The 24,903-nt window shown below is 67.3% G+C and carries 21 protein-coding genes and 1 pseudogene; 7 read left to right on the top strand and 15 right to left on the bottom strand.

Going from position 1 to position 24,903, the window contains the following annotated elements; genetic code table 11:
* Positions 1–21: 21 nt before the first annotated feature.
* The 15 genes and pseudogenes from flhA to ACV4UZ_RS14290 all read right to left on the bottom strand — a co-directional run bounded on the left by flhA (position 22) and on the right by ACV4UZ_RS14290 (position 17,554).
* Positions 22–2,133 carry a flagellar biosynthesis protein FlhA gene (gene flhA, locus ACV4UZ_RS14360; RefSeq protein ID WP_491601482.1) on the bottom strand — a complete coding sequence of 704 codons (2,112 nt, stop codon included), beginning with the start codon at positions 2,131–2,133 and terminating at the stop codon, positions 22–24.
* A gap of 4 nt (positions 2,134–2,137) precedes the next feature.
* Positions 2,138–3,514 carry a sigma-54-dependent transcriptional regulator FlbD gene (flbD, locus tag ACV4UZ_RS14355; protein WP_491601481.1) on the bottom strand — a complete coding sequence of 459 codons (1,377 nt, stop codon included), beginning with the start codon at positions 3,512–3,514 and terminating at the stop codon, positions 2,138–2,140.
* Between the two features lie 28 nt (positions 3,515–3,542).
* Entirely contained in the window at positions 3,543–3,872 is a 330-nt protein-coding gene (gene fliN, locus ACV4UZ_RS14350; protein WP_491601480.1) for a flagellar motor switch protein FliN, read from the bottom strand.
* A 12-nt stretch (positions 3,873–3,884) separates the two neighbouring features.
* Positions 3,885–4,562, bottom strand: coding sequence for a FliH/SctL family protein (locus ACV4UZ_RS14345; RefSeq protein WP_491601479.1), 678 nt, complete (start codon positions 4,560–4,562; stop codon positions 3,885–3,887).
* Positions 4,563–4,565: 3 nt separating this feature from the next.
* Positions 4,566–5,585, bottom strand: coding sequence for a flagellar motor switch protein FliG (gene fliG, locus ACV4UZ_RS14340; protein ID WP_068428276.1), 1,020 nt, complete (start codon positions 5,583–5,585; stop codon positions 4,566–4,568).
* Positions 5,586–5,597: 12 nt separating this feature from the next.
* Positions 5,598–7,259 carry a flagellar basal-body MS-ring/collar protein FliF gene (fliF, locus tag ACV4UZ_RS14335; protein ID WP_491601478.1) on the bottom strand — a complete coding sequence of 554 codons (1,662 nt, stop codon included), beginning with the start codon at positions 7,257–7,259 and terminating at the stop codon, positions 5,598–5,600.
* A 208-nt stretch (positions 7,260–7,467) separates the two neighbouring features.
* Positions 7,468–9,954 (bottom strand): flagellar hook-basal body complex protein, encoded by a 2,487-nt coding sequence (locus ACV4UZ_RS14330; RefSeq protein WP_491601477.1) that lies wholly within the window; start codon positions 9,952–9,954, stop codon positions 7,468–7,470.
* 22 nt (positions 9,955–9,976) lie between these two features.
* Positions 9,977–10,786 (bottom strand): flagellar hook assembly protein FlgD, encoded by an 810-nt coding sequence (locus ACV4UZ_RS14325; RefSeq protein WP_491601476.1) that lies wholly within the window; start codon positions 10,784–10,786, stop codon positions 9,977–9,979.
* 11 nt (positions 10,787–10,797) lie between these two features.
* The gene (locus tag ACV4UZ_RS14320; protein ID WP_491601475.1) at positions 10,798–12,561 is read right to left on the bottom strand and encodes a flagellar hook-length control protein FliK; all 1,764 of its coding nucleotides are present in this window, start codon (positions 12,559–12,561) and stop codon (positions 10,798–10,800) included.
* Between the two features lie 690 nt (positions 12,562–13,251).
* A complete protein-coding gene (locus ACV4UZ_RS14315; RefSeq protein ID WP_491601474.1) occupies positions 13,252–13,512 on the bottom strand; it encodes a hypothetical protein in 261 nt (86 codons plus the stop codon).
* A 5-nt stretch (positions 13,513–13,517) separates the two neighbouring features.
* The gene (locus ACV4UZ_RS14310) at positions 13,518–14,252 is read right to left on the bottom strand and encodes a competence/damage-inducible protein A (RefSeq protein ID WP_491601473.1); all 735 of its coding nucleotides are present in this window, start codon (positions 14,250–14,252) and stop codon (positions 13,518–13,520) included.
* A 176-nt stretch (positions 14,253–14,428) separates the two neighbouring features.
* Entirely contained in the window at positions 14,429–14,842 is a 414-nt protein-coding gene (gene mutT, locus ACV4UZ_RS14305; RefSeq protein WP_442915565.1) for an 8-oxo-dGTP diphosphatase MutT, read from the bottom strand.
* A 102-nt stretch (positions 14,843–14,944) separates the two neighbouring features.
* Positions 14,945–15,340, bottom strand: a pseudogene (locus tag ACV4UZ_RS14300) (GNAT family N-acetyltransferase); the annotation flags it as partial.
* Positions 15,341–15,429: 89 nt separating this feature from the next.
* Positions 15,430–16,662, bottom strand: a complete 1,233-nt coding sequence (argJ, locus tag ACV4UZ_RS14295) for a bifunctional glutamate N-acetyltransferase/amino-acid acetyltransferase ArgJ (RefSeq protein WP_491601472.1) — start codon at positions 16,660–16,662, stop codon at positions 15,430–15,432.
* 70 nt (positions 16,663–16,732) lie between these two features.
* On the bottom strand, positions 16,733–17,554 hold the full coding sequence (locus ACV4UZ_RS14290; RefSeq protein WP_491601471.1) for a peptidylprolyl isomerase: 822 nt from the start codon (positions 17,552–17,554) through the stop codon (positions 16,733–16,735).
* 314 nt (positions 17,555–17,868) lie between these two features.
* Here ACV4UZ_RS14290 and gap point away from each other — a divergent pair, with 314 nt between their 5' ends.
* The 7 genes from gap to ACV4UZ_RS14255 all read left to right on the top strand — a co-directional run bounded on the left by gap (position 17,869) and on the right by ACV4UZ_RS14255 (position 24,770).
* The gene (gap, locus tag ACV4UZ_RS14285; RefSeq protein WP_491601470.1) at positions 17,869–18,867 is read left to right on the top strand and encodes a type I glyceraldehyde-3-phosphate dehydrogenase; all 999 of its coding nucleotides are present in this window, start codon (positions 17,869–17,871) and stop codon (positions 18,865–18,867) included.
* A 167-nt stretch (positions 18,868–19,034) separates the two neighbouring features.
* Complete coding sequence (locus ACV4UZ_RS14280) at positions 19,035–20,282, top strand: phosphoglycerate kinase (protein ID WP_491601469.1); 1,248 nt, start codon at positions 19,035–19,037, stop codon at positions 20,280–20,282.
* Positions 20,283–20,370: 88 nt separating this feature from the next.
* Positions 20,371–21,132 (top strand): precorrin-4 C(11)-methyltransferase, encoded by a 762-nt coding sequence (gene cobM, locus ACV4UZ_RS14275; protein ID WP_491601468.1) that lies wholly within the window; start codon positions 20,371–20,373, stop codon positions 21,130–21,132.
* Between the two features lie 56 nt (positions 21,133–21,188).
* A complete protein-coding gene (cobA, locus tag ACV4UZ_RS14270; protein WP_491601467.1) occupies positions 21,189–21,968 on the top strand; it encodes a uroporphyrinogen-III C-methyltransferase in 780 nt (259 codons plus the stop codon).
* A gap of 106 nt (positions 21,969–22,074) precedes the next feature.
* The gene (locus ACV4UZ_RS14265) at positions 22,075–22,833 is read left to right on the top strand and encodes a sulfite exporter TauE/SafE family protein (RefSeq protein WP_491601466.1); all 759 of its coding nucleotides are present in this window, start codon (positions 22,075–22,077) and stop codon (positions 22,831–22,833) included.
* A gap of 16 nt (positions 22,834–22,849) precedes the next feature.
* Complete coding sequence (locus tag ACV4UZ_RS14260) at positions 22,850–23,452, top strand: SCO family protein (protein WP_491601465.1); 603 nt, start codon at positions 22,850–22,852, stop codon at positions 23,450–23,452.
* Positions 23,445–24,770, top strand: coding sequence for a cobyrinic acid a,c-diamide synthase CobB (locus tag ACV4UZ_RS14255; RefSeq protein ID WP_491601464.1), 1,326 nt, complete (start codon positions 23,445–23,447; stop codon positions 24,768–24,770). Before ACV4UZ_RS14260 ends, ACV4UZ_RS14255 begins: the two co-directional genes overlap by 8 nt.
* Positions 24,771–24,903 lie beyond the last annotated feature (133 nt).

Genomic DNA, 24,903 nt, shown 5'->3' with positions numbered 1-24,903 from the left:
GGGATGACATCTGCGCGCTCATCAGATCTGCCCCAGTGTCTTGATGCGGGCCTTGGGATGGATTTCCGACTGGCTCATCACCACGGTCATGGGCCGGAAGCGCTCGACGATGGAGCGCACATAGGGCCGGACCATGGGGCTGGTCAGCAGGATGGGGGTCTCGCCCTGCATGGCGAAGCGCTCGAAGGTCTGGCGCGTGCGGCTGATGAAGTCCTGCAGCTGCGACGGCGCCATGGAGATCTGCTTTTCCTCGCCGTTGCCCACCAGGGATTCGGCGAAGGCCTGCTCCCATTCCGGCGACAGGGTGACCAGCGGGATGAAGCCCTGCGGGCCGGTGTTGTTGTCGGAGATCTGCCGCGCCAGACGGGCGCGCACGTGCTCGGTGATCATGGTGACGTTGCGGGTATGGCCGCAGGCCTCGGCGATGCCTTCCAGGATGGTGGGCAGGTCGCGGATGGAGATGCGTTCGCCCAGGAGGTTCTGCAGTACCCGCTGCAACCCGCCGATGGTCATCTGGCTGGGAATCAGCTCGGCGATCAGCTTCTGGTGCTCCTTGTCCAGCTCGTCCAGCAGCTTCTGGGTCTCGGCATGGGACAGCAGCTCGCTCATGTTGTCCTTGATCACCTCGGTCAGGTGGGTGGTGATCACGGTGGGCGGGTCCACCACGGTATAGCCGCGGAACAGGGCTTCCTCGCGGTTGGTGGGATCGATCCACATGGCCGGCAGGCCGAAGGTGGGCTCGCGCGTCTTCTCGCCCGGCAGGGTGATGTCCTCGCCCCGGGGGTCCATGATCAGCAGGGCGGCGGGGCGCAGGTCGCCTCTGCCCGCCTCCACTTCCTTCACGTGGATGACGTAGGTGTTGGCCGGCAGCTGCATGTTGTCCTGGATGCGCACGGACGGCATGACGAAGCCCATCTCGGCGGCGATGGCGCGGCGCAAGGACTTGATCTGGTCGGTCAGGCGCTGGCCCTTGGGCGTGTTGATCAGCTGCAGGAGGCCGTAGCCCAGTTCCAGGCGCACGTGGTCGATCTTCAGCGCGGTGGAGATGGGCTCTTCCGGGACCGGTGCCTGCTGCATGGCCTCGGCCACCTGCTCCTGTTCCTTCTGCTCGGCCTTGGCGCGCTGGTCGCGGTCCAGCAGGTAGGCCGAGGCACCCATGCCGATGCCCAGCAGGAAGAAGGGGATGAACGGCATGTTGGGCACCAGCGCCATCAGGGTCATCAGCGCGCCGGCCATGCCCACGGCGCGGGGATAGCCGGCCAGCTGGCTGAACAGGGCGCGGTCGACCGCTTCCTGCACGCCGGCCTTGGTCACCAGCATGCCGGCCGACACCGAGACGATCAGGGCGGGAACCTGGGTGACCAGGCCGTCGCCCACCGTCAGCTTGGTGTAGAACTCGGCCGCCTGGCTGAAGGTCAGGCCCTGCTGCGCCATGCCGATGATCATGCCGCCGATGACGTTGATGGCGGTGATCATCAGGCCGGCGACGGCGTCGCCGCGCACGAACTTGGACGCGCCGTCCATGGCGCCGAAGAAGGCGGATTCGCCTTCCAGCTCGGCGCGGCGCTTCCTGGCGGTGGGCTCGTCGCACAACCCGGCCGACAGGTCGGCGTCGATGGCCATCTGCTTGCCGGGCATGGCGTCCAGGGTGAAGCGCGCCGCCACCTCGGCGATACGGGTCGAGCCCTTGGTGATGACCACGAAATTGACGATCACCAGAATGGCGAAGACGATGATGCCGATGACGAAGCTGCCGCTCATGATGAAGCTGGCGAAGGCGGCGATCACCTGTCCGGCGCCTTCGACGCCTTCGTGGCCGTGGGAGAGGATCAGGCGGGTGGAGGCGAGGTTGAGCGCCAGCCGGATCAGGGTGGTGATCAGCAGCACGGTGGGGAACGAGCTGAACTGCAGCGGCTTCTCGATGAAGATGGCCACCATCAGGATCAGCACCGAGACGGTGAGCGAGAGCGCCAGGCCGATGTCCAGCAGCCACGGCGGCAGGGGCAGGATCAGCACCATCAGGATGACGATGATGCCGAACGCCAGGCCCACGTCGCCGCGTCGGGCCGACGCGGCGAAGCGGTCGAGGATTTCCCTGCCGGCGCTGGGGCTCTGGGCCTGTCCCTCAGCCATGGCGCTAGATCATGGCCCGTTCGATCTCGCCGCCGGCGGGCGGCGGCACATCGACGCCTTCATCGGAATACTGCTTGAGCTTGTTCCTCAACGTGCGGATGGAGATGCCCAGGATATTGGCCGCATGGGTGCGGTTGCCCAGGCAATGGGACAGGGTGTCGATGATCAGGTCGCGTTCGACCTCGGCCACCGTCTTGCCCACCAGATTGGCGCCCCTGGCCCCCATCACCGAGGCGGCGGCATTGGCGGCCTGGGCGACCATGGGGTCGGGATTGGTGCCGACCGGAGTGCCCGACAGGATGATGGCCTCGGGGCCGATCTCGGCGCCGCTGGCCAGCAACACGGCGCGGTGCATGGTGTTCTCCAGCTCGCGCACGTTGCCGCGCCAGTGGTGGCGCGACAGCATCTGGCGCACCTCGGCGGAGATGGGCCGCGACGGCAGGCCGTTGGCCTCGGTGTAGCGCTTGGCGAAGTGGTCGGCCAGGACCGAAATGTCCAGCGGGCGCTCGCGGAGCGCGGGCAGCGCCAGGGTCACCACGTTGAGGCGGTAGTAAAGGTCCTCGCGGAAGGTGCCCTTCTTGACCTCGTCCTCCATGTTGCGGTTGGAGGTGGCGAGGATGCGCACGTCCACCTTGACCGGCTGGTTGCCGCCCACCCGGTCGATTTCCTTTTCCTGGATGGCGCGCAGCAGCTTGGATTGCAGGCGCACGTCCATCTCGGAGATTTCATCCAGCAGCAGGGTGCCGCCCTGGGCTTCCTCGAACTTGCCGATGCGCCGGGCCACGGCGCCGGTGAAGGCGCCCTTCTCGTGGCCGAACAGCTCGGATTCCAGCAGGTTCTCGGGGATGGCGGCGCAGTTGACCGCCACGAAGCGCTTGTCCGAGCGCTTGGACTTGTTGTGGATGAACCGCGCGATCAGCTCCTTGCCGGTGCCGGATTCGCCGGTGATCATGATGGAGGCGTCGGAATTGGCCACCTGCTCGGCCAGCTTCAAGGTCTGGCCCATGCGGGGGTCCTTGAAGACGATGTTGTGGTTTTCCTGGGTGACGGCGGCGATGACGGCGGCGATCAGCTCGGCGTCGGGGGGCAGCGGGATGTATTCCTTGGCGCCGGCCTTGATGGCGCGCACCGCCGCCGAGGCGTCGGACGCGATGCCGCAGGCCACCACGGGAACGATGATGCGTTCGGCTTCCAGCGAATCGATCAGTCCCTTGATGTCGCGCTTGACGTCGATCATCACCAGATCGGCGCCCTGGGTGCGCAGCACCTCGAGGCCGGCGGGAACGTCCTCGGCCTGGCGAACCTTGGCGCCACGCGCCATGGCGATCTGGCTGGCGGCGCCGATCTGGCCGTCGAGCGTGCCGATGATCAGAAGTCGCATGTCGTCCCTCTCCCGCTAGAGCTCTTTTTTAAGCCCGGTCGGTCTTGATGATTTCGGTCATGGTCACGCCCAGGCGGTCTTCCACGACGACCACCTCGCCGCGCGCCACCAGGCGGTTGTTGACGTAGATGTCGATGGCCTCGCCCACCTTGCGGTCCAGTTCCACCACCGCGCCGCGTCCCAGCTTCAACAGCTGGTTGACCTGCATGGTGGCCTTGCCCAGCACCGCCGAGACCTGCACCGGAATGTCGTAGACGGCCTCCAGGTCGCGGGCCGATCGCGGCATGTCCGGCACATCGCCGCGACCTATGGGTTCCTCGCCGTCCGGCTTGAAGTCGTTGAGTTCGAAATCGGGCATGGTGACCTCCAGTTACTCTTCCGGGCGATGTTCGGGCGGCGCCAGGGCCCGGTTCACCGCCGTCTCGATATCGGCGATCAGGCGGGTCTGATCCCGCTCGGCCCCGCCATCCGTCCATTCCACCCGGCAATCGCCGATGGCTACCCGGGGATCGGCCTGAACCACGACGCGGCCCTCGAAGCCGTGCTCGATGGCCGTCTGCTCCAGGCGCTCGCGCATGGGATCGACCAGGGAGGAATCCACCCGGACGATGATGCGCGGCTCGTCCAGCACGTGGCCCAGGCATTCGTGGACGGTGCGCACCACCTCCTCGAAGGCGTTCTGCTCGCAGGCGGCGGGCAGAACCTTCTTCAGCACCGCCATGGCCACCCGGGCGGCGACCCGCTGGTTGGCGTCATTGGCGTCGGCCTGGGCGGCGTCCAGCATGGCCAGCGCGTTGGACACCCGCTCCAGCGAGGCGGCCAGCAGGGCCTGCTGGGTCTCGTTGGCCTCGGCCATGCCGTTGCGGTGGCCTTCCTCGTAGGCGGCCTCGCGCACCACCTGGAGATCCTCCTCGGTGAAGGTGGGCGGCGGCGGCAGTTCGGGCTCGGGCTCGGCCTGGTAGGAATCCTCGGCCGGCTCGGCCGCCTTGGGCCGGTTGGCCGGCGGCGGGCCGAAATCCAGGTCGAACATGTACTTCTGGTAAGCCATGGATTAGTACACCAGCTCGTCTTCTTCGCGGCCCTCGGAAATGACGATCTGTCCCGACGCCGCCAGTTCCTTGGCCATGACCACGATGGCGGCCTGGGCCTGGTCCACGTCGCGCAGGCGCACCGGACCCAGCGCTTCCATGTCTTCCCGGAGCATCTTGCCGGCGCGTTCGGACATGTTCTTGAAGAACAGCTCCTTGACGGCGTCGGCGCCGCCCTTGAGCGCGATGGCCAGCTTGTCCTTCTCCACCGAGCGCAGCAGCACCTGGATGCCGGCGGCGTCGATGCGGGTGAGGTCGTCGAAGGTGAACATCAGCGCCTTGATCTTCTCGGCGCTTTCGCGATTGCGTTCTTCCAGGGCCGACATGAACCGGTTCTCGGTGTTGCGGTCCAGGTTGTTGAAGATGTCGGCCATCAGTTCGTGGGCGTCGCGGCGCTGGGTGCGGGCGAGGTTGGTCATGAACTCGGTCCTCAGGGTCTTTTCCACGCCGTCCAGCACTTCCTTCTGCACCGCCTCCATGCGCAGCATGCGCATGATGACTTCCATGGCGAAGTTCTCGGGCAGGATGGCCAGCACGCGGGACGCATGGTCGGGCTTGATCTTGGCCAGCACCACGGCGACGGTCTGGGGGTATTCGTTCTTCAGGTAGTTGGCCAGCACCTGCTCGGACACGTTGCCCAGCTTGTCCCACATGGTACGGCCGGCGGGACCGCGGATTTCCTCCATGATGGAGTTGACGCGATCCTTGGGCAGGCTCTTCATCAGCAGGCGTTCGGTGGTGTCGAACGAGCCGGTCAGCGAGCCGGTGGACGACAGCGCGTCGGCGAATTCCACGAAGACGCGCTCCACCAGGTTGGAGGAGACGGTGCCGAGCGACGCCATGATCTGCGACAGTTCCTTGATCTCGTCGTCGCCCAGCATGCCGAACAGCTTGGACGAGTGCTCCTCGTTCAAGGACAGCATGAACATGGCGGCCTTCTGGGGGCCGGTGAGGCTGCGGTAGTCTTCCTTGACGCGCGCCATCTAAAGACCTCCTCAGCTTTCCTGGTAGAGCCAGTTGCGGATGATGGACAGGGCCTCTTCCGGGTGCTTGTCGACGATCTCGCCGATCTTCCTGATGGACGACGCCTTGACGCGGCCTTCCACCTTGTCGATGTCGATGAGCTCGTCGGCGATGACCTCTTCCTCGCCGCCCAGCGGCGCCGGCATGGCCGCCGCGCCGGGGCCGGTCAGCTGCGGCATGGCGCCGCCCTCGGCGGTCAGCAGGCGGCGGCCGTCGGGGCCGACCTGGCCCTGCATGGATTCGATGGCCCGGCTGATGAGCGGACGCAGCACGAGAAGCAGGAACAGGATGGCGACCACGGACAGGCCCAGGTTCGACGCCACCTTCTCGACGAAGTCGCGGCGCATGCCGAAGATGAACTCGCCGGGCTCCTCGGCCTGGAGCAGTTCCTCGCCCTTGTAGAAGGGCATGGAGGCGACCTTGACCTGATCCTCGCGGTCCTTGGTGTAGCCGATGGCCGACTTCACCAGCGCCTCGATCTGCGACAGTTCCTCGGCCGTGCGGTCGCGGTACGAGGTCTGCTTGCCGTCGGCCGACTGCTCGCGCACGCCATCGACGATGACGGCGGCGGACACCTTGCGGATCTCGCCGATCTCGCGGACCGTGCTCCTGGTCTTGCGCGAGATCTCGTAGTTCACGGTTTCCTGGTTCTTGTTGATCTTGGTCGAGGTGCGGATGTTGCCCGACGAGGTGGCGTTGGGGTCGGGCAGGTTCTGCTGCACGGTGACCGGGGTGGGCTCGGCGTCCTGGCTCTGCTCGCCCTCGTTGACGGTGACCTGGGAGCGGACCACCTTGGTCTCGGGGTCGAAGGTCTCCTCGGTGGTGGTGGCGTGGCTCATGTCCATGTCCACCGTGACCTCGGCGCGCACGCGGCCGGGGCCCAGCGAGCGCTCCAGCAGGTCCTCGATGGTCTTGACCAGCTTGGCCTCGGTCCTGACCTTCATCTCCTCGGCGGTCTGGGCCTGGAAATCCTTGGAATTCTCGAAGCCCTTGGCCAGCAGGGTGCCCTTGTCGTCGACGATGGAGATGCGCGACGGCTTCATCTTGGGGACGGCCGCCGCGATCAGGTGCTGGATGGCGCTGACCTGCCCCTTGTCCAGGCGCTGTGCGCCGTTCATCTTGATGATCACCGAGGCCGAGGGTTCCTGGGTGTCGCGCGAGAAGGCCTCGCGCTTGGGCAGCACCAGGTGGACGCGGGCGGCCTTGACCTTGTCGATGGAGCGGATGGTCTTGGACAGCTCGCCTTCCAGGGCGCGGATCATGGTGATGTTCTGCTGGAAGCTGGTGGAGCCCAGCGCGTCCTGCTTGTCGAACAGCTCGTAGCCGGCCATGCGGCCGCCGGCGGGCAGCGCCTGCTCGGCCATGCGCACGCGCAGGTCCAGCTTGCGGTCCTTGGGCACCCAGACCTCGGTGCCGTCCTTGCGGAGTTCGTAGGGAATCTTCTCGGCGGAGAGCTTCTCGATGATCGCCTTGGAATCACCGAGGTCCAGCTCGCCGTAGAGCAGCTCCATCTGCGGCGCGGCGACGCGGCTCATCAGATAGATGAAGAAGCCCAGGATGCTGACGCCGACGCCAGCGATGGCGGCCAGCCGCATGGGTCCCAGACCGCGCAGCATCTGCAGGAATGCGTTCACGTCGTCTCCATCGGATGCACGCGCATGCCGCCGGCCGGCAGGCGCGTCCAGATGACAGACTAAGGTCGTGCCGCTGAAGAGATGGTTAACGCCCGGCAATTTTTGCCGGGTCGGGTTTTAATGTAGACGCCCCGGCGGGCGTCCCGGAATCGGAACGGCGGCCTTCTGGCCGCCGTTCCTGTCAGGACGCGGATTGGGTTGGACGCGGTTAACGCTTGATCTGCACCAGTTCGTCCAGCATCTGGTCGGCGGTGGTGATGATCTTGGCCGCCGCCGAATAGGCGCGCTGGGTGACGATCATGGTGGTGAACTCGGACCCGATGTCCACGGTCGAGGCTTCCAGCGAGGCGGATTGCACCGAGCCGGCGCCGGCATTGTTGGCGACGCGCAGCGTGTAGGTGCCCGAGGTGTTGGTCTCGATCCAGGAATTGCCGGTCAGCGATTCCAGGCCGTTGGGGTTGGTGAAGGTGGCCACCGGGATCTGGAAGACCGGGCGGCGCACGCCGTTGTCGAACAGGGCGGTGACCACGCCGTCGGTGCCCACCGACACGCCCGAGAAATTGCCGAACTTGGCGCCGTTCTGGGTCAGGTAGGCCAGCTGGTAGGTGCCGCCCAGCTGGGTCATGCCGTCGGCCTGCGAGGTGTTGCCCACGAACCAGTCGATGCGCTGGTCGGCGCCGGTGCCGTTGGGCACCAGGGTCATGCTTTGCGCGCCGTTGGCCCAGTTGACCGCCATCTTGGCGACGTTGATGTTCTTGGGGGTGCCGTCGCCGTTGAAGGTGATGGCCGGATCGGTGGCGGTGATGGCGTTCAGGCTGAACAGGCCATCGACGTTGTCCAGCGAGGGAATGGCGGAGCTCCAGTTGCGGGTCTGCGACTGGGTGAGCGCGGTGCCCATGGTCGACACGTTGAAGTCGAAGGTGGACCCGCCCGATTGCTGGATGATCTCCACCTGCGAGCCGTTGGCGCGGAACAGCGGCAGCGTCGAGCCCAGCGAGACCACGTCGGCGGTCAGGACGGCGTTGGTGGAACTGTCCCAGTTGCGGGGATTGCGCAAGGCCTGGGCCACCAGGGTGGCGACGTCGGAACCCGAGGTGTAGTTGGTGTTGTTGAGGTTGATGACCACTTCCTTGCCCGCCGCCGGCGCGATGGTGCCGGTGGTGTCGAAGTAGATGTTGAGGGTGTTGCCGCCGACGGTGATGGCGAAGGTCTTGGTGTTCAGCGCCGCGACGTCCGCCGCCGACGAGGCGGTGAAGTCCAGCCGCGCCTGGCTGCCGTAGACCAGCGACGGGGTCGAGCCGTCCAGGATGTCCATGGAGGCCGCGCCCGACGGCGGGTTGATGCCGCGCTGGTCCTGATAGGGGGCGGTGGAGGTGGTGATGTAATCGGCTTCCACCACGGTGAGCACGGTGGGCGGGCCGGCGGCGACGCCGGTCACCCGGTAATAACCGGTGTTGGCGGTGGTGCTGGCGGCGTTGCTGACCTTGATGTAGTCGCCCACGGCGTAGTCGGTGGAGGCGGCGCCCAGCGAGATCGTGCTGCCGGCGGCGGTGAAGGTGCCGGTCCAGGACTTGGTGGTGCCCCCCGAGACGATGGTGGTCGAGGTGGGGCCGGCATCGGTGACCGCCGGCGTGGTGGTGACGGTGCCGCTGACGTACCAGTCGCCGTTGTTGGTGCTGGCGGTGCCCGACGCGGCCGAGATGTTGAGGATCGAGCCGATGGGCAGCTGGGCGGCGGTCAGGGTGCCGGTGGGCATGGCGATGACGCCGGTGCCGGCGAAATAGCCGAGCGCGGTGGTGGTGGCGGCGATCAGGGTGTTGACGCCCTGGGAGGTGTTGCCGGCGGCCTCGCCGTAGATGCTCAGCGCCGCGGTGTTGTTGTTGGCCGCGTCGGTGAGCGTGGTGGAGACCGAGAAGAAGTTGCTCTTGGTTTCCACGTCCCACTGGTTGGCGTTGGTCTTGGTCCAGTTGACGTTGAAATTGTGGGTGTCGCCCAGGCTGTCGTAGATCAGCACGCTGGTCTGGTGATAGCCCGACGACGAGGTGCTGGCCGGGTTGTAGATGGTGTCGCCCGACGGCAGGTTGGCGCCCATCTTGATCTGGGTGGTCTGGTCGGCGGTGCCGCCGATGGTCTTCAGATTGAGGGACTTCAGTTCCTGCGGATTGATGATGTTCTGGTTGACGTAGTGGAACGTCCCGTCGTCCTGCTTGTACGCCTTCATGTAGGTGTTGCCGTCGATGGTCACTTCGGTCGGCTTGGCCAGGACGTTGTTGTTGGTGGGCTGCAGCGGCCAGCCCTGGAGGTAGAAGCCCGACACGTTCTGCAGGTAGCCTTCCTTGTCCACCTTGAACGATCCGGCGCGGGTATAGGCGAACATGCCGTTGCCCGAGGTGGCGGAATCGGGGTCGGTGTTGACCACGAACATGCCGTTGCCCGACAGCGCCATGTCGGTGGAGTTGGAGGTGGCCTGCAGCAGGCCCTGGTTGTCGATGGCCGCCCGGGGCTTGGACTGGACGCCGCCCGGCGAGTAGGTGGTCAGGGAGACCTGCTTGGTGACCAGGGTCTGGAAGTTGACCTTGGCGCCCTTGTAGCCGGTGGTGTTCACGTTGGTGATGTTGTCCGAGATGGCTCCCATGGCGCTGGACTGAGAAGCCAGACCGGAGACACCCGAGAACAATGCGCCGTACAAGCTCATGATATCCTCCTGATCCTAAAACCTACTGGCTGCTCGAGCCGGTGTTGTTCGAAGAGGCCGACTGCAGCGCCTGAAGCTGCGCCAGCGCGGCCTGGTATTGGGCATTGGCGGCGTTCAGCTGGGCGCTGTTGATGCCGGCCGTGTTGTCCTTGACGCTGACCACCTTGTCCATGGAGAGCGTGATGTCGTTGCCCTTGGTCCCGGCGCCCATCACCAGGGTGGTGCCGTTGGTGGCGTCGTTGGTGACCTTGGTGATCCGCCCGAAGGTGGAGCTGGTGGCGGTGATGCTCGAGCCGTCGGCGGCGGTGGCCGTCACCGTGATGGAGTAGCGGCCGTCGTCCAGCTGGTTGCCCGACGAATCCTTGCCGTCCCAGTCGAGGTTGTGGGTGCCGGCCTTGGTTTCGCCGTTGATGGTCTTGACCAGCGTTCCCGACGAATCCCTGATGGCGACCTTCACGTCGCGGGCTTCCTTGGGCAGCGTGTAGGTCAGCGAGGCGGCGCCGTCCTGCAGGGGCAGGTCGGTGCCCGCCACCTCGACCGTCTGGCCGAGATAGTTGATGCCCTGGGTGGTCTGGGCGGTCTGCTGCAGCTTGATCAGCTTTTCCAGGTTGGAATTGGCGTTGATCTGCTGCTCGACGCTGGAGAACTGGACCAGCTGGTTGGTGAACTGGGTCGAGTCCATGGGCGACAGCGGGTCCTGATGCTTCAGCTGGGTGGTCAGCATGGTCAGGAAGGTGTTGAAGTTGCTGCCCAGCGTCGCCTTGCCCGCGGCCGAGCCGGTTCCGGCGGAGGCGGCGTTGGCCGAGGCGGCGGATGTGTCGATGGTGGTCATCGGGCCTGCTCCTACACCGAGATGTCGACGCCGGAGCGTCCGCCCAGCGTGCGGCCACGGGCGGCCTGGGCCGCGCCGGCACCGGCCAGCTGGGCATCGTCGCCGCCGCCGGTCTCGCGGTTGCGGCCACGGCGGGACCGGGCGTTGTTGTTGCCGCGATCGGCGTTCTGCTGCTGCTCGCCGCCCTTCAGGCTGAAGGTGGTGGAGGCGCTGTCGGGCTTGAGGCCGGCATCCTCCAGGGCCTTCTCCAGGCCCTTGGCGTCCTTCTGCAGCATGGCCAGGGTCTCGGGCTTGTCGGCGGTGACGGTGGCCGAGACGCGGCCGTCGGTGCCGACTTCCAGCTTGATCTCGATCTTGCCCAGCTCATGGGGCTTCAGCTGGATCTTGATGGTGTCGGCGCCGTCCTTGACCTGCTTGTCGATCTGGACGGAGACCTGCTCCATCACCTGGGCCTGCAGCTGGGTGCGCGGCGTGCGGGCGGCGGAATGGGCGGCCTGGCCGGCCGACGCCTTGTCGGAGGCCTGGGCGGAGCCCACGCCGGCCAGGCCGGCGACATTGCGCTGTTCGGGCTGGGCGTCGTCGATGGTGGAGGCTTCCACCTGGGCGGCCAGGATGGCGGCGAAGGGGCTGGCCTCGGCTTCGGTCGCCATGGCGGCGCCGGCGTCCTGGGCGAGGGTGGGGGCGGCCTGGACCTGCGCGGGGCCGGTTTCCTGCCTGGAGGCGAAGCCCTGGCCGGCCGCCTGCTCCTGGCCGCCGCCCTGGGCGCCGGCCGTCTGGGCGGCGAGGTCCAGCAGCGAGAAGGTTTCCACCACGGTGGCGGCGCTCTGGGTGACGGGGCCGGCATCGGCGGTCTTGGTCTGGACCTTGATGTCCATGTGGACGTTGGAGCCCGACAGCATGGCGGCCAGGTCGCGGGCCTGCCGGTCGGCCAGGTCTTCCACCTGCCCGGCGGTGGTGGCTTCGGCGGCGGCCTTGTGCTGGCCCACCTTGAAGATCATCTGGTTGACCAGCTCGGTGGCGGCGTCCAGGGCGTCTTCCAGGTCACCGTCCTCGACCTCGCTGATCAGACGGTCCTGCAGATCGGCGATGCGCTGGCGGTCATCGGCGGACAGGCCGGCCATGAGGTCGTTCCCGTCCTTGCCGTCGTCCATGCCGTCCAGCTGGGTCTTCACGGTCTGGGCCAGGGCGTTCAGGTCCAGCGCGGGGGCGTCGCCGGAGGTGTCCACCTGGATGATCTGCACGGTCTCGGTGATGGTCACGTCGATGGCGACGACCACCTCGCCATCATCGTCGGCCCCGGTCTCGGCCGGAGCCTGTACCGTGTCGCCGTCCTGGGCCGAGGCATCCTCGTCCGAGGCCTCGGCATCGGCGGCCTGGACGTTCTTGGCGTCGTCGTCGGACTTGACCGGCGCCGGGGCGGCCTCGGCCTCGTCGGTCTTGCGGGAATTGGCCTGACCGGTCCCGGCGGCGCGGGCCTTGTCGCCCTTGCCGGCGGAGCGGGTGTCCTTGGCCACGGCCGGGGCCTCCTCGCGGGCCTCCTGGCGGGCGTCGGCCTTCACTTCCACGTGCAGGCGGGTGATGTGCTCGGACAGGACCTTGTCGCCCGAGGTCAGGCCGCCCAGCTTGCCGTTGACGCCGGCGAAGCGCTGGGTGGTCTGCTGCAATACCGAAAGGAAGGCGTCCTCCGCCGACACGCCGGCCTGCTGCTTGTCCTGGGAGACGGCAGTCATGTTGGCTTCGGGTACCACACGCTTGTCGATGGATTGCACGGTCATGGTCTTGTCCCCGCGAAATGGGCTTGCGAACGGTCTTTCGCGTCCATTCCTCAGCAAGCGGCGGGCCAAGTCGTGCCAACTCATCTAGTGCATTGAAAACACACATTGTTATTTTTTCGGGGAAGCGCGGGGACAGAGGCGTGAGCGCGGTCGGACGGAAAAAACTGCCGGGTGCGGGGAAAAGCCTGCCGGTCTGGAGTTCGTCCGATTGAAGCTGAAACGCATTCCTTCCACCGTCACTCCCGGACTTGATCCGGGGGGCCATGGATTGCCGGGTCGAGCCCACGGGTGTCCGGCTTAATTGCCTGGGTGCTGGCGGACGGTTTTTTTCACCACCAAGACACCAAGAGGACATTCCAGGTGCGTCGTGCCCGGACTTGTTCCGGGCATCCACGCCCATCCGCAGGGACTATTGTTTCATGAGGCATTCCAGCGGATCCGCGTGGATGGCCGGGACGATGCCCGGCCATGACGATGAGGTTGGGCGGGGCGATCCGCTCTGTCCTCTTGGTGTCCTTGGTGTCTTGGTGGTTGAAGAGGCTTTTTCCGTATCCCCATTCCGGTGGAGCCATCTCAAACCAAGCCTGGGCAAGGCAAGAGACCAGTGCTGGCCGAATTGAACCGGTCACCCGTGGGTCGAGCCCGGCAATGACGGCCAATGGAGATGCTTCAGCCTAAGTCGGACAAACTCTAATAGATGTCGCGGTCGCGCTCGTCGTCCCGGGCCAGGCTCATGATTCCCACCCCCATGGCCACCGAGCCGAAGGTGATGAACAGCCCGCCGAACAGCAGGAGCAGCACCGGAACGGGATTGGGGGAATCCATGGCCATGGTGCGGATATGGCCGAGATCGGTGGCCAGCACCAGACCGCCGAAGGTGGCTCCGGCGGCGAGGCCGTAGCACAGGTGCTGGGCCAGGAATTTCAGGGGCTCGCGTTCCTTGGGGGTCACGGGCCTCACCCTTCGGTGACGGCGGCATTCAGTCGGGCCGCCAGGGCGCGGGTCTCGGCCATGACCTCGTCCAGCCGCCCGGCATCGGTGCCGCGCGCCACGACGGTGACCAGCGAGCGGCCCTCGGTGAACGAGGGATAGGAGCCCACGTCCACCTCCGGGTGGCGGTCCTGGATGCGGGACAGGCCCTCGGCCAGGTCGCCCTCGCGCACCGACAGGGTGACCGAGCGCGACATCTGCGGCGGCCCCTCGGCCAGGGTGGCGCGGATGCCCTCGAACATGGCCCGCAGGATGGAGGGCACCCCGGCCATGACGAAGACGTTGTCCAGGCGGAAGCCGGGGGCCTGGCTGATGGGGTTGTCGATCAGCGCGGCGCCCTCGGGGATTTCCGCCATCTTCAGGCGGGCGGCGTTGAGTTCGCCCTCGCCGTAGCGGCTTTGCAGGCGGCGGACGGCCTCGGGGTTGCGCTCCAGCCTCCGCCCGAAGGCCTTGGCCACCGCCGCCGAGGTGATGTCGTCGTGGGTGGGGCCGATGCCCCCCGAGGTGAAGACGTAGGTGTAGGCGGCCCGCAACGCGTCCAGGGCGGCGACGATGGCCGCCTGGTCGTCCCTGACGATGCGCACCTCGGCCAGCGCGATGCCGCGCGCCGCCAGTTCCTTGCCCAGATAGGCGACGTTGGAATCCTGGGTCCGACCGGACAGGATCTCGTTGCCGATCACCAGGATCGCCGCATTGGCCATGACCGCACTCCCATATCGGGGAATGGTATTATACCGTCCGCCCGTGGAACGGACTCGTCTTGTCATCCCGAGCCTTGGCGAGGGATCTTTCACGCCGTGACGCCAGAAGCTTCAGGCTGAAAGATCCTTCCTCCCTACGGTCGTCAGGATGACAACAGTTCGAATGACGACCGGTATTATACCCATTCCCGCAGGATGGCGACCAGGGGGATATCGGCGGGCGGCATGGGCAGGTCGCCCAGGCGGGCGGCGCGCACCCAGCGCAGTTCCTGTCCCTCGCGGGCGGCGGGGTTGCCCTTCCACACCCGCACCAGATAGAGGGGCATCAGCAGGTGGAAGGTGTCGTAGTCGTGGGAGGCGAAGGCGACGGGGGCGAGGCAGCTTTCCCGCACGTCGATGCCCAGTTCCTCCTCCAGTTCGCGCACCAGGGCGCTCTCCGGCGTCTCGCCCTCATGAATCTTGCCGCCGGGGAACTCCCACAGGCCGGCCATGGCCTTGCCGGCGGGCCGCGACGCCATCAGCACCCGTCCGTCACCGTCCACCAGGGCGGCGGCCACCACCAGCAGGGTGGGGCGGAGCGAACGGGCCATTTCCCATTCGGCCTTGCGCAGGTGGAAGACCGGGGCGACGACGCTTTCGCCCCGCGCCGGCATGGGGCAGGTGTCCACGTGGTGGAAGGTCAGCCCCACCTTTTCCAGCACCCGCTTGGAGGCGGCGTTGTCGGGATGGAAGTGGGCCCAGACCCGCTCGTATCCCAGGGTATCGAACAGATGGCGGATCAGGCGGTGGGCGGCCTCGGTGGCATAGCCCTGGTTCCAGAACTCCTTGCCGATCCAATAGCCCAGTTCGGGGGTGCCGTCCCGTTCCAGCCCGAAGCCCATGACGCCGACCAGCACGCCGTCGGTGGTGCGCTCGACGGCCAGGGCCACGCCCTTGCCCTCGATACGGCGCACTTCCTGGTGGGCGACGAAGGCCTTGGCCTCGTCGAGGCCGAAGGGGTGGGGGATGGCGGCGGTCAGGCGCACCACGTCCCAGTCGCCCAGCAGCGCCACCAGGGCATCCAGGTCATGGTCGTTTACCGGACGCATGCGCAGGCGGGCGGTGAGCAGAGGGTGTCCCGCCCAGACCGTTCCTGGTTCCCGGCAACCCCGTTCGCTCATGGCAACACGCTCCGTCTTCAGGTGCGATAGGACCCGTTGATGTCGATATACGCGTGGGTCAGGTCGCAAGTATAGACCGTCGCCCTTCCCTTGCCCACGCCCACGTCCACCTCGATGACGATATCCTTGCCCTTGAAATGGGCGGCCACCGGCGCTTCGTCATAGCCGTGGGCCATCTCGCCCTTGTCGGCGACCAGCACGCCGCCCATGCGGATGGAGAGCCGGTCGCGGTTGGCCTTCTCGCCCGCCTTGCCCACGGCGGCCACCACCCGGCCCCAATTGGCGTCCTCGCCGGCGATGGCGGTCTTGACCAGGGGGGAATTGGCGATGGACATGCCGATGGCCCGCGCCGCCCGCTTGCCGGCGGCGCCGGTCACGTGGATGGTGACGAACTTGGTGGCGCCCTCGCCGTCCTTGACCACCTGCAGCGCCAGGTCGAGCAGCAGGTCGAACAGCTTGGCCTTGAAATCGGCCAGGCGCTTGTCCTTGGAATCCTTGATCACCGTGTTGCCGGCCTTGGCCGTGGCGAACAGCATCAGGGTGTCGCTGGTGGAGGTGTCGGAATCCACGGTGATGGCGTTGAAGGACTTGTCCACCCCCTTGGACAGCAGGTCCTGCAGCACCTCGGCCGGCAGGGCGGCGTCGGTGAAGACGTAGGACAGCATGGTGGCCATGTCCGGCGCGATCATGCCGGCGCCCTTGGCGATGCCGTTGATGATCACCTCGGTGCCGTCGATCACCGCCCGGCGGGTGGCGCCCTTGGGGTAGGTGTCGGTGGTCATGATGGCCTGGGCGGCCTCCAGCCAGTTGCCGGGCTGGAGCTTGGCGCGGACGTCGGCCAGCGCCGCGGTGATCTTCTCGTCGGGCAGGCGCACGCCGATGGTGCCGGTCGACGCGATATAGACCTCGGACTCCTTGCAGCCCACCAGGGCGGCGGTGGACTCCACCGTGCGCTTGACCGAGGCCACGCCCACCGAGCCGGTGAAGGCGTTGGCATTGCCGGAATTGACCACCAGGGCGCGGGCCGAGCCCTTGGCCACCGCCGCGCGGCACCATTCCACCGGCGCAGAGGCGGTGAGCGAGCGGGTGAAGACGCCGGCGGCACTGGTCCCCTTGTCCATCTCGACCATCAGGAGGTCCGTACGTCCGGCATAGCGCACGCCGCAGGCGTGGCTGGCCAGCCGGACGCCCCGGATGGCGGGCATGTCGGGGAAGCTCTCGGGCGCGAGGGGGGAGATGGCGGTGCTCATGGCGTTCGGTTCCGTGGTCGCAGGGTATAAGGCCCGGCCGCTGTCAAGTGGCCGGGCCCGTCGGAGGCGTTTACTTCTTGGCCGCTTCCAGCGGCGAGCCATCGGGCTTGAACCGCTTGATCTTGGCCTTTTCGCGCAGATCGACGACCATCTTTTCCTGGATCTCCTCGGCGATCTGGCGGGCGATGACCGGCTTGGCCTGGTCGAAGGGCGGGATCGAGGCCATGCGCTTGTCCTCGACCTTGATGACGTGATAGCCGAACTGGCTCTTGACCGGGGTCTTGGAGACCTCGCCGGGGCGCATGGCGAAGGCGGCGGCGGCGAATTCCGGCACCATGGCGTCCTTGACGAAGTAGCCGAGATCGCCGCCCATGGCGCCCGAACCCTTGTCGGTGGAGCGGCTCTTGGCCAGTTCGCCGAAATCCGAGCCGCGGCCCAGGTCGGCGATGAGCGAGCGCGCACCTTCCTCGGTCTCCACCAGGATGTGGCGGGCGCGCACTTCTTCCTGCGGCACGAAGTTCTTGACCGCCTGGTCGTAGCGGGCCTTGACGGCCTCGTCGCTGATGGCGCCGCGCACCTTCTTCTGCATCAGGGCCTGGGCCATCAGCTGGGTTTCGACCCGCTTCAGGGCGGCCTTGACGTCGGGATCGGCGTCCATCTTTTCCTTCTTGGCCAGCTCGTAGACCAGCTGGTTGTTGATGGCGACCTCGAGCACCGCCTCGTAGGGGGCCTGGGGCCCCATCTGGCGGCCGTACTCGGCCAGCTGCGACATCTTGATGTCGGAGCCGTTGACGTTGGCGACAACGGTGTCGGCGGCGAACGCCGGGCTGGCGGCCAGCCCGGCCGCCAGGGAGAGGGCGAGCATGGGGCGGCGCGCAAACAGCATCTTCATGAGCGATCTTTCCTTCTCGTCGGTGGTCTGGGCGCCGGGGCGGCGTCCACGGCCGAGACATCGGTGCCAGCGGTTGAACCATAACCGTGCGGGCGGCACAAGAGGTCGATTGGTATCACCCTGGAATGCGCCAAAGTCATGGCCGAATTCCGCCCCCACCCAGCACTGGATTCGGAGCGCACTCTGTGCAATATGGTTGCCCGACTCCGCAGGCCAGGGCGCGCTGCCTTTGAGCGCGCGCCGGCGCCACCCATTTCATGCCCCCGGCCAGGGCGTGCCTGCGAGACGTCGTGTCGGACCAAGTGGAGGAAATTATGACTGTTCGCGTTGGCATCAACGGCTTCGGCCGCATCGGTCGCATGGTGTTCCGCGCCGTGGCGAAGGAATTTCCCGAGATCGAGATCGTCGGCATCAACGACCTCCTCGAGCCCGACTACCTCGCCTACATGCTGAAGTACGATTCGGTGCACGGCCGCTTCAACGGCGACGTCTCGGTCGAAGGCTCGAACCTGATCGTCAACGGCAAGAAGGTTCGCCTCACCGCCGTCAAGGACCCGGCCGAGCTGAAGTGGAACGAGGTCGACGCCGATATCGTCATCGAGTCCACCGGCCTGTTCCTGGACGCCGCCAACGCCGAGAAGCACATCAAGGCCGGCGCCAAGAAGGTGCTGATGAGCGCTCCCTCCAAGGACGACACCCCCATGTTCGTCTACGGCGTGAACCACGAGAAGTACGCCGGCGAGAAGATCGTCTCGGCCGCCTCGTGCACCACCAACTGCCTGGCCCCCGTCGCCAAGGTGCTGAACGACAACTGGGGCATCAAGCGCGGCCTGATGACCACCGTGCACGCCGCCACCGCCACCCAGAAGACCGTCGACGGTCCGTCCTCCAAGGACTGGCGCGGCGGCCGCGGCATCCTGGAAAACATCATCCCGTCGTCCACCGGCGCCGCCAAGGCGGTGGGCAAGGTGCTGCCCGAGCTGAACAAGAAGCTGACCGGCATGGCCTTCCGCGTTCCCACCTCGGACGTCTCGGTGGTCGACCTGACCGTCGAACTGAACAAGGACGCCTCCTACGAGGACATCTGCAAGGCCATGAAGGCGGCGTCGGAAGGCGCTCTGAAGGGCGTGCTGGGCTACACCGAGGACAAGGTGGTCGCCACCGATTTCGTCGGCTGCAACCTGCCGTCCATCTTCGACGCCGACGCCGGCATCGCGCTGGACAGCACCTTCGTCAAGGTCGTCACCTGGTACGACAACGAATACGGCTACACCTGCAACATGCTGCGCTTCCTCGGCCACATCGCCAAGTAGGCTCCAGGCCTTGATCGTCATGGCCGGGCTTGTCCCGGCCATCCACGCCGGTCCGCCGAAGCGTCGCCGGTACCCCGGCTTCGGCGTCCGCCACATGGATGCCCGGATCAAGTCCGGGCATGACGGTTTGGGGGCCGTTTAGATATCAAGACCCAAGGGAGACTTCCATGTTCCGGACCATCGACAAGCTCGACGTCAAGGGCAAGCGGGTGCTGGTGCGCGCCGACCTCAACGTTCCGGCCAAGGACGGCAAGGTCACCGACACCACCCGCATCGACCGCTCGGCCGCCACGCTGATCCAGCTGGCGGAAAGGGGCGCCAAGGTCATCGTGCTGACCCATTTCGGCCGCCCCAAGGGGCGCGAGGACAAGTACTCGCAGAAGCTGCTGGTCGAGCCGCTGGCGCGTGCGGTGGGCAAGGCGGTGGCCTGGGCCGACGACTGCATCGGTCCGGACGTGGAAAAGCTGATCGCCTCCATGAAGGACGGCGACATCGCGCTGCTGGAGAACGTCCGCTTCCATCCCGAGGAAGAGAAGAACGATCCCGCCTTCGCCAAGGCGCTGGCGGCGCTGGGCGACGCCTACGTCAACGACGCCTTCTCCACCGCCCACCGGGCGCATGCCTCCACCGAAGGCTTGGCGCATCTGCTGCCGGCCGCCGCCGGCCGCCTGATGCAGGCCGAGCTGGAGGCCCTGGGCAAGGCGCTGGAAGCCCCCGAGAAGCCGGTGGCGGCCATCGTCGGCGGCGCCAAGGTCTCCACCAAGCTGGACCTGCTGGGCAATCTGGTGGCCAAGGTGGACTACCTGATCATCGGCGGCGGCATGGCCAACACCTTCCTGTTCGCCCAGGGCAAGGCGGTGGGCAAGAGCCTGTGCGAGAAGGAGATGGCCGATACCGCGCGCCAGATCCTGGAGAAGGCCAAGGCCGCCAACTGCCACATCGTGCTGCCGGTCGATGCGGTGGTGGCGGGCGAGTTCGCCGAGAACGCCGCCAATTCCGTGGTGGGCATCGACGCCATTCCCGAGGACAAGATGATGCTCGACGCCGGGCCGGCCTCGGCCGAGGCGATCATCGACCGTCTGGGCGGCTGCAAGACCCTGGTGTGGAACGGCCCGCTGGGCGCCTTCGAGATCGCGCCCTTCGACAAGGCCACCAACGCCGTCGCCCAGTGGGCGGCCGAGCGCACCAGGCAGGGCAAGCTGCTGACCGTGGCCGGCGGCGGCGACACCGTCTCGGCCCTGGCCAAGGCGGGGGTGGAGGACAAGTTCTCCTACATCTCCACCGCCGGCGGCGCTTTCCTGGAATGGCTGGAAGGCAAGGAGCTGCCGGGCGTGGCGGCGCTGCACGTCCAGCCCGACCAGGTGCGCGGTACCGGCTGCGGCTGCGGCGGCGGTGGCGCCGGCGGCTGCGGCTGAGTTTATTCATCGTCATCCCCGGGCTTGACCCGGGGGTCCATGGATGGCCGGGTCAAGCCCGGCCATGACGATTTTCGGAAGATAGTCCATGACCGTCCATTTCATCGGCGCCGGCCCCGGCGCTCCCGACCTGATCACGGTGCGGGGGCTGAACCTGATCCGCCGCTGTCCGGTGGTGCTGTACGCCGGCTCGCTGGTGCCGGCCGAAATCGTCGCCGAGGCCATGCCCTCGGCCCAGGTGGTCGATACCGCGCCGCTCAATCTGGACGAGATCATCGCCGAGATGGAGGCCGCCCACGCCAGGGGCTGCGACGTGGCCCGCGTCCATTCCGGCGACCCGTCCATCTATGGCGCCATCGCCGAGCAGATGCGCCGCCTGGACCAGCTTGGCATCCCCTATGACGTGACGCCGGGGGTGCCCGCCTTCGCGGCGGCGGCGGCGGCGCTGTCCACCGAGCTGACCCTGCCCGACGTCAGCCAGACGGTGATCCTGACCCGCACCTCGGTGCGCTCGTCGGCCATGCCCAACAACGAGGATCTGGCGACGCTGGGCAGAAGCGGCGCGACGCTGGCCATCCACCTGTCGGTGACCAACCTCGCCCACGTGGTCAAGGAACTGTCGCCCCTTTACGGCGCGGATTGCCCGGTGGTGGTGGCCTTCCGGGTGGGCTGGCCGGACCAGAGCTTCATCCGGGGCACGCTTTCCGACATCCGCGACAAGGTGAAGGCGGCGGGGCTGACCCGCACCGCCCTGATCCTGGTGGGCCGCGTGCTGGGCGGAGCCGAGTTCACCGATTCCCGGCTGTATGCCGAGGACCATACCCACGTCCTGCGCCCGGCCAAGGGGTGAGACTCGGCCAAAGGGGTGAGACTCCGGGGCCGCAAACTCTTATAGTACGGGCCACCATGCTCGACCTGCCTTTCGACCTTCCCGAATTCGCCCCCGGCTCGGTGTGGCTGGCGGGCGCCGGCCCCGGCGATCCCGGCCTGCTGACCCTGCTGGCGCTGCACGCGCTGAAGGCCGCCGACGTGGTCGTCCACGACGCCCTGGTCGATGCCCGCATCCTGGCCCTGATCCCGCCTGGAACCGAAATGGAATCCATGGGCAAGCGCGGTGGCGAGGCCTCGGCGCGGCAGGCCGACATCACGGCGCGGCTGATCGAACTGGCCCGGGCGGGAAAAAGGGTGCTGCGCCTCAAGGGCGGCGACCCCTTCGTCTTCGGGCGCGGGCCGGAGGAGGCCCTGGCCCTGGTGGCGGCGGGCGTGCCCTTCCGCATGGTGCCGGGCATCACGGCCGGCATCGGCGGGCTGGCCTATGCCGGCATTCCCGTCACCTCCAAGGAAACCAATTCCGCCGTGGCCTTCGTCACCGGCCATGGCTCCGACGGGGAGATTCCGGACGAATTCGACTGGAACGCCCTGGCGCGTGGCGCCCCCGTCCTGGTGTTCTACATGGGGCTGAAGCATCTGGACCGTCTCACCAGCCGCCTGATGGCGGCCGGGCGCAAGGCGGACGAGGCGGTGGCGGTGGTCTGCAACGCCGCCACGTCCCGCCAGTCCGTGCTGGAGACCACCCTGGCCGAGGCCGCCCGGGCGGTGGAGCAGGCCGGGCTGAAGCCCCCCGCCCTGCTGGTGGTTGGCCCGGTTGTCCAATTGCGCCGCCAGCTGGACTGGTGGCGGGAATGAAAGCCTTCTGCTCCCTCGTCATCCCGGCCTTGAGCCGGGATCCAGGAGTCGCCCCCCCTGGATCCCGGCTCAAGGCCGGGATGACGGTAAGAAAAAGAGACCGGGCATGATCGAGGTGCTGACCGATCTGGCCCATGCCGGCATGGGAATCTGCAAGGTCGGCATCGACGGGCGCGAGAACCTCATTCTCGGCCTGTTCGTCACCGGGCTGGTGGGCAGCCTGACCCATTGCGGCGGCATGTGCGGGCCTTTCGTGCTGTCGCAATGCGCGGCGCGGCTGGAAGCCATTCCCCTGGAGCGCATGACCGAGATGCGGCGTCTGGCGGGGGCGGCGTTGGCTCCCTATCATCTGGGTCGCGCCACCACCTATGGGGCGCTGGGCGCCGTGGCGGCGACCTTCGGCGGCATCCTGGGGGGCGCGGACTCGTTCAGGCTGCTGGCAGCGTTGCTGCTGGGGGTGGCGGCGCTGCTGCTGCTGGCCATGGCCTTGCCCGGGATCAAGGCGCTGGCCGGAGGCGGCGGAGAAAGTGGCTGGGCGCGGTCGGTGGGCCGTCTGGCCGGGCCGCTGTTCGCCCGGCCTTTCGGGCTGCGCGGCTGGGCGCTGGGGGCCATGCTGGGGTTCATTCCCTGCGGCCTGCTTTACGCCGCCCTGGCGGCGGCGGCGGCGGGCGGCAATCCGGTGGCCGGCGCCTTCGGCATGCTGGCCTTCTGGGCCGGAACGGTGCCCATGCTGGTGGCGGTGGCGGCGGTGGGGCAGGCGGCCCTGTCCCATTGGCGGGCTCCGCTGTTGCGGGCGGCGCCCGCCTTGTTGGTTCTGAACGCGGGAATGCTGGGCTTCATGGCCTGGCAGCTTCTTGCTTCCTGATACGGAGAGACGAGGGATGAAGTTCTCGCGCAGCCTGCTGGCCCTGATGGCGGTGATCGTCGTCGCCCTGGTGGTGGTCGGTGTCCGCCTGGTGATCTGGAGCGGCCAGAATTCCGAGAGTGCCAAGGCCATTCCGGCCATCGGCGGCCCCTTCCAGTTGACCGACCATAACGGCAAGACGGTGAGCGACCGGGATTACCGCAATCGCTACATGCTGATCTTCTTCGGCTACACCTTCTGCCCCGACGTCTGCCCGACCACGCTGTCCACGGTGACGGCGGTCCTGGAAAAGCTGGGGCCGTCCTACGCCAGGAAGGTGGTGCCCATCTTCATCACCGTCGATCCCGAGCGCGACACCGTGGCGGTGATGAAGGAATACGTGGGGGCCTTTTCCCCCGAAATCGTCGGCCTGACCGGCTCGTCCGACGAAGTGTCCAAGGTGGCCAAGGAGTTCAAGGTCTACGCCGCCAAGGTCAAGGGCGACCGCCCCGAGCATTACACCGTGGACCATTCGGCGATCCTTTACCTGATGGGGCCTGACGGCAAGTTCGTCGCCCACTTCACCCACGGCATCTCGGTCGACGATCTGGTGGCGGGGCTGAAGAAGCACGTTGGTTAAAGGGCTGATCATCGCCGCACCCGCCTCTGGCAGCGGCAAGACCACCCTGACGCTGGGCCTGCTGCGCCTGCTGGCGGGAAGGGGGCTGGCGGTCGGTTCGGCCAAGGTGGGGCCGGATTACATCGATCCGGCCTTCCACGCGGCCGCCTCGGGGCGGCCCTGCTACAACCTGGATTCCTGGGCCATGCGCCCCCGGACCCTGGCCGCCCTGGCGGCCAGGGCGGGGGATGGGGCCGATCTGCTGGTCTGCGAAGGGGTGATGGGGCTGTTCGACGGCGCCTTCGTCCCCGCCGGCCAGCCCGACGGCAGCACCGCCGATCTGGCGGCCATGACCGGCTGGCCGGTGGTGCTGGTCATCGACGGGCGCGGGATGACCGGCTCGGCGGCGGCGGTGCTGGCCGGCTTCGCCAATCTCAGGCCCGACGTGCGCATCCGGGGCGTGATCTTCAACCGCGTGACGGGCGACAAGCACAAGGCGGCCATCGCGGCGGCCTGCGCCATGTCCTGCCCCGGGATTCGCCTGCTGGGCTTCCTGCCGCCCTCGCCCGGGCTGGAGACGCCGTCCCGTCACCTGGGACTGGTCCAGGCCGCCGAGCGCGCCGATCTCCAGGCCTTCCTCGACGGCGCCGCCGCCCTGGCGGAGCGGCATCTGGACGTGGACGGGCTGGTGGCCCTGGCCGAGCCGTCGCGTCTGGCCGGCGGAGTGGGGGGCGCCCCGGTCCCTCCCTTGGGCAGTCGAATCGCCGTGGCCCGCGACACGGCCTTCGCCTTCGCCTATCCCGCCATGCTGGAGGGCTGGCGCGAGGCGGGAGCGGACCTGACGTTCTTCTCCCCCCTGGCCGACCAGGGGCCGGATGGCGCCGCCGACGCGGTCTATCTGCCGGGCGGCTATCCCGAACTGCATGCCGGCCGGCTGGCGGGCAGTGCCGGCTTCCTGGGGGGCTTGCGGGCCGCGGCCGAGCGAGGCGCGGTGCTGTACGGCGAATGCGGCGGCTACATGGTGCTGGGACGGGGAATGGAGGACGCCCAGGGCGTGCGCCACCCCATGGCCGGCCTGCTGGGGCTGGAAACCTCCTTCGCCAGGCGGAAACTGCATCTGGGGTATCGCCGGGCCGTTCTCGCCGCCGACGGGCCGCTGGGACGGGCGGGCGAGGCCTTCCGCGGCCATGAATTCCACTACGCCTCCATCCTGGCCGAGGAGGGGCGGCCACTGTTCGCGATCTCCGACGCGCCGGGCGCCCCGCTGGGCCGGGCCGGATTGGCCGAGGGAGGGGTGAGCGGCTCCTTCGTCCATCTGATCGACGCGGCTTCCCCTTGAACTTGCTGCGGCGCAGCATGAAATGATTCCAGGGTCAAGGCGAATTCTGCATCATAGTGCAGAATAATTTTGTTGCGGGGAATGTCATCCGCCTGTAACAAAAATGCACGCCACCGTTCCAATCAGCCTGGGA

Source organism: Paramagnetospirillum sp. (assembly GCF_058402745.1).
This window is presented reverse-complemented; position numbering and strand designations above follow the sequence as displayed.

What these genes read in the sequence shown, in the direction of transcription:
- ACV4UZ_RS14330 (WP_491601477.1), bottom strand. Translation starts at nt 9,954, where the DNA reads ATGAGCTTGTACGGCGCATTGTTCTCGGGTGTCTCCGGTCTGGCTTCT.
- mutT (WP_442915565.1), bottom strand. Translation starts at nt 14,842, where the DNA reads ATGGCCCGTTCGCTCCGCCCCACCCTGCTGGTGGTGGCCGCCGCCCTG.
- cobM (WP_491601468.1), top strand. Translation starts at nt 20,371, where the DNA reads ATGACCGTCCATTTCATCGGCGCCGGCCCCGGCGCTCCCGACCTGATC.
- flbD (WP_491601481.1), bottom strand. Translation starts at nt 3,514, where the DNA reads ATGCGACTTCTGATCATCGGCACGCTCGACGGCCAGATCGGCGCCGCC.
- ACV4UZ_RS14345 (WP_491601479.1), bottom strand. Translation starts at nt 4,562, where the DNA reads ATGGCTTACCAGAAGTACATGTTCGACCTGGATTTCGGCCCGCCGCCG.
- ACV4UZ_RS14325 (WP_491601476.1), bottom strand. Translation starts at nt 10,786, where the DNA reads ATGACCACCATCGACACATCCGCCGCCTCGGCCAACGCCGCCTCCGCC.
- ACV4UZ_RS14310 (WP_491601473.1), bottom strand. Translation starts at nt 14,252, where the DNA reads ATGGCCAATGCGGCGATCCTGGTGATCGGCAACGAGATCCTGTCCGGT.
- ACV4UZ_RS14290 (WP_491601471.1), bottom strand. Translation starts at nt 17,554, where the DNA reads ATGAAGATGCTGTTTGCGCGCCGCCCCATGCTCGCCCTCTCCCTGGCG.
- gap (WP_491601470.1), top strand. Translation starts at nt 17,869, where the DNA reads ATGACTGTTCGCGTTGGCATCAACGGCTTCGGCCGCATCGGTCGCATG.
- ACV4UZ_RS14320 (WP_491601475.1), bottom strand. Translation starts at nt 12,561, where the DNA reads ATGACCGTGCAATCCATCGACAAGCGTGTGGTACCCGAAGCCAACATG.
- argJ (WP_491601472.1), bottom strand. Translation starts at nt 16,662, where the DNA reads ATGAGCACCGCCATCTCCCCCCTCGCGCCCGAGAGCTTCCCCGACATG.
- fliN (WP_491601480.1), bottom strand. Translation starts at nt 3,872, where the DNA reads ATGCCCGATTTCGAACTCAACGACTTCAAGCCGGACGGCGAGGAACCC.
- flhA (WP_491601482.1), bottom strand. Translation starts at nt 2,133, where the DNA reads ATGGCTGAGGGACAGGCCCAGAGCCCCAGCGCCGGCAGGGAAATCCTC.
- ACV4UZ_RS14280 (WP_491601469.1), top strand. Translation starts at nt 19,035, where the DNA reads ATGTTCCGGACCATCGACAAGCTCGACGTCAAGGGCAAGCGGGTGCTG.
- cobA (WP_491601467.1), top strand. Translation starts at nt 21,189, where the DNA reads ATGCTCGACCTGCCTTTCGACCTTCCCGAATTCGCCCCCGGCTCGGTG.
- ACV4UZ_RS14260 (WP_491601465.1), top strand. Translation starts at nt 22,850, where the DNA reads ATGAAGTTCTCGCGCAGCCTGCTGGCCCTGATGGCGGTGATCGTCGTC.
- ACV4UZ_RS14265 (WP_491601466.1), top strand. Translation starts at nt 22,075, where the DNA reads ATGATCGAGGTGCTGACCGATCTGGCCCATGCCGGCATGGGAATCTGC.
- fliG (WP_068428276.1), bottom strand. Translation starts at nt 5,585, where the DNA reads ATGGCGCGCGTCAAGGAAGACTACCGCAGCCTCACCGGCCCCCAGAAG.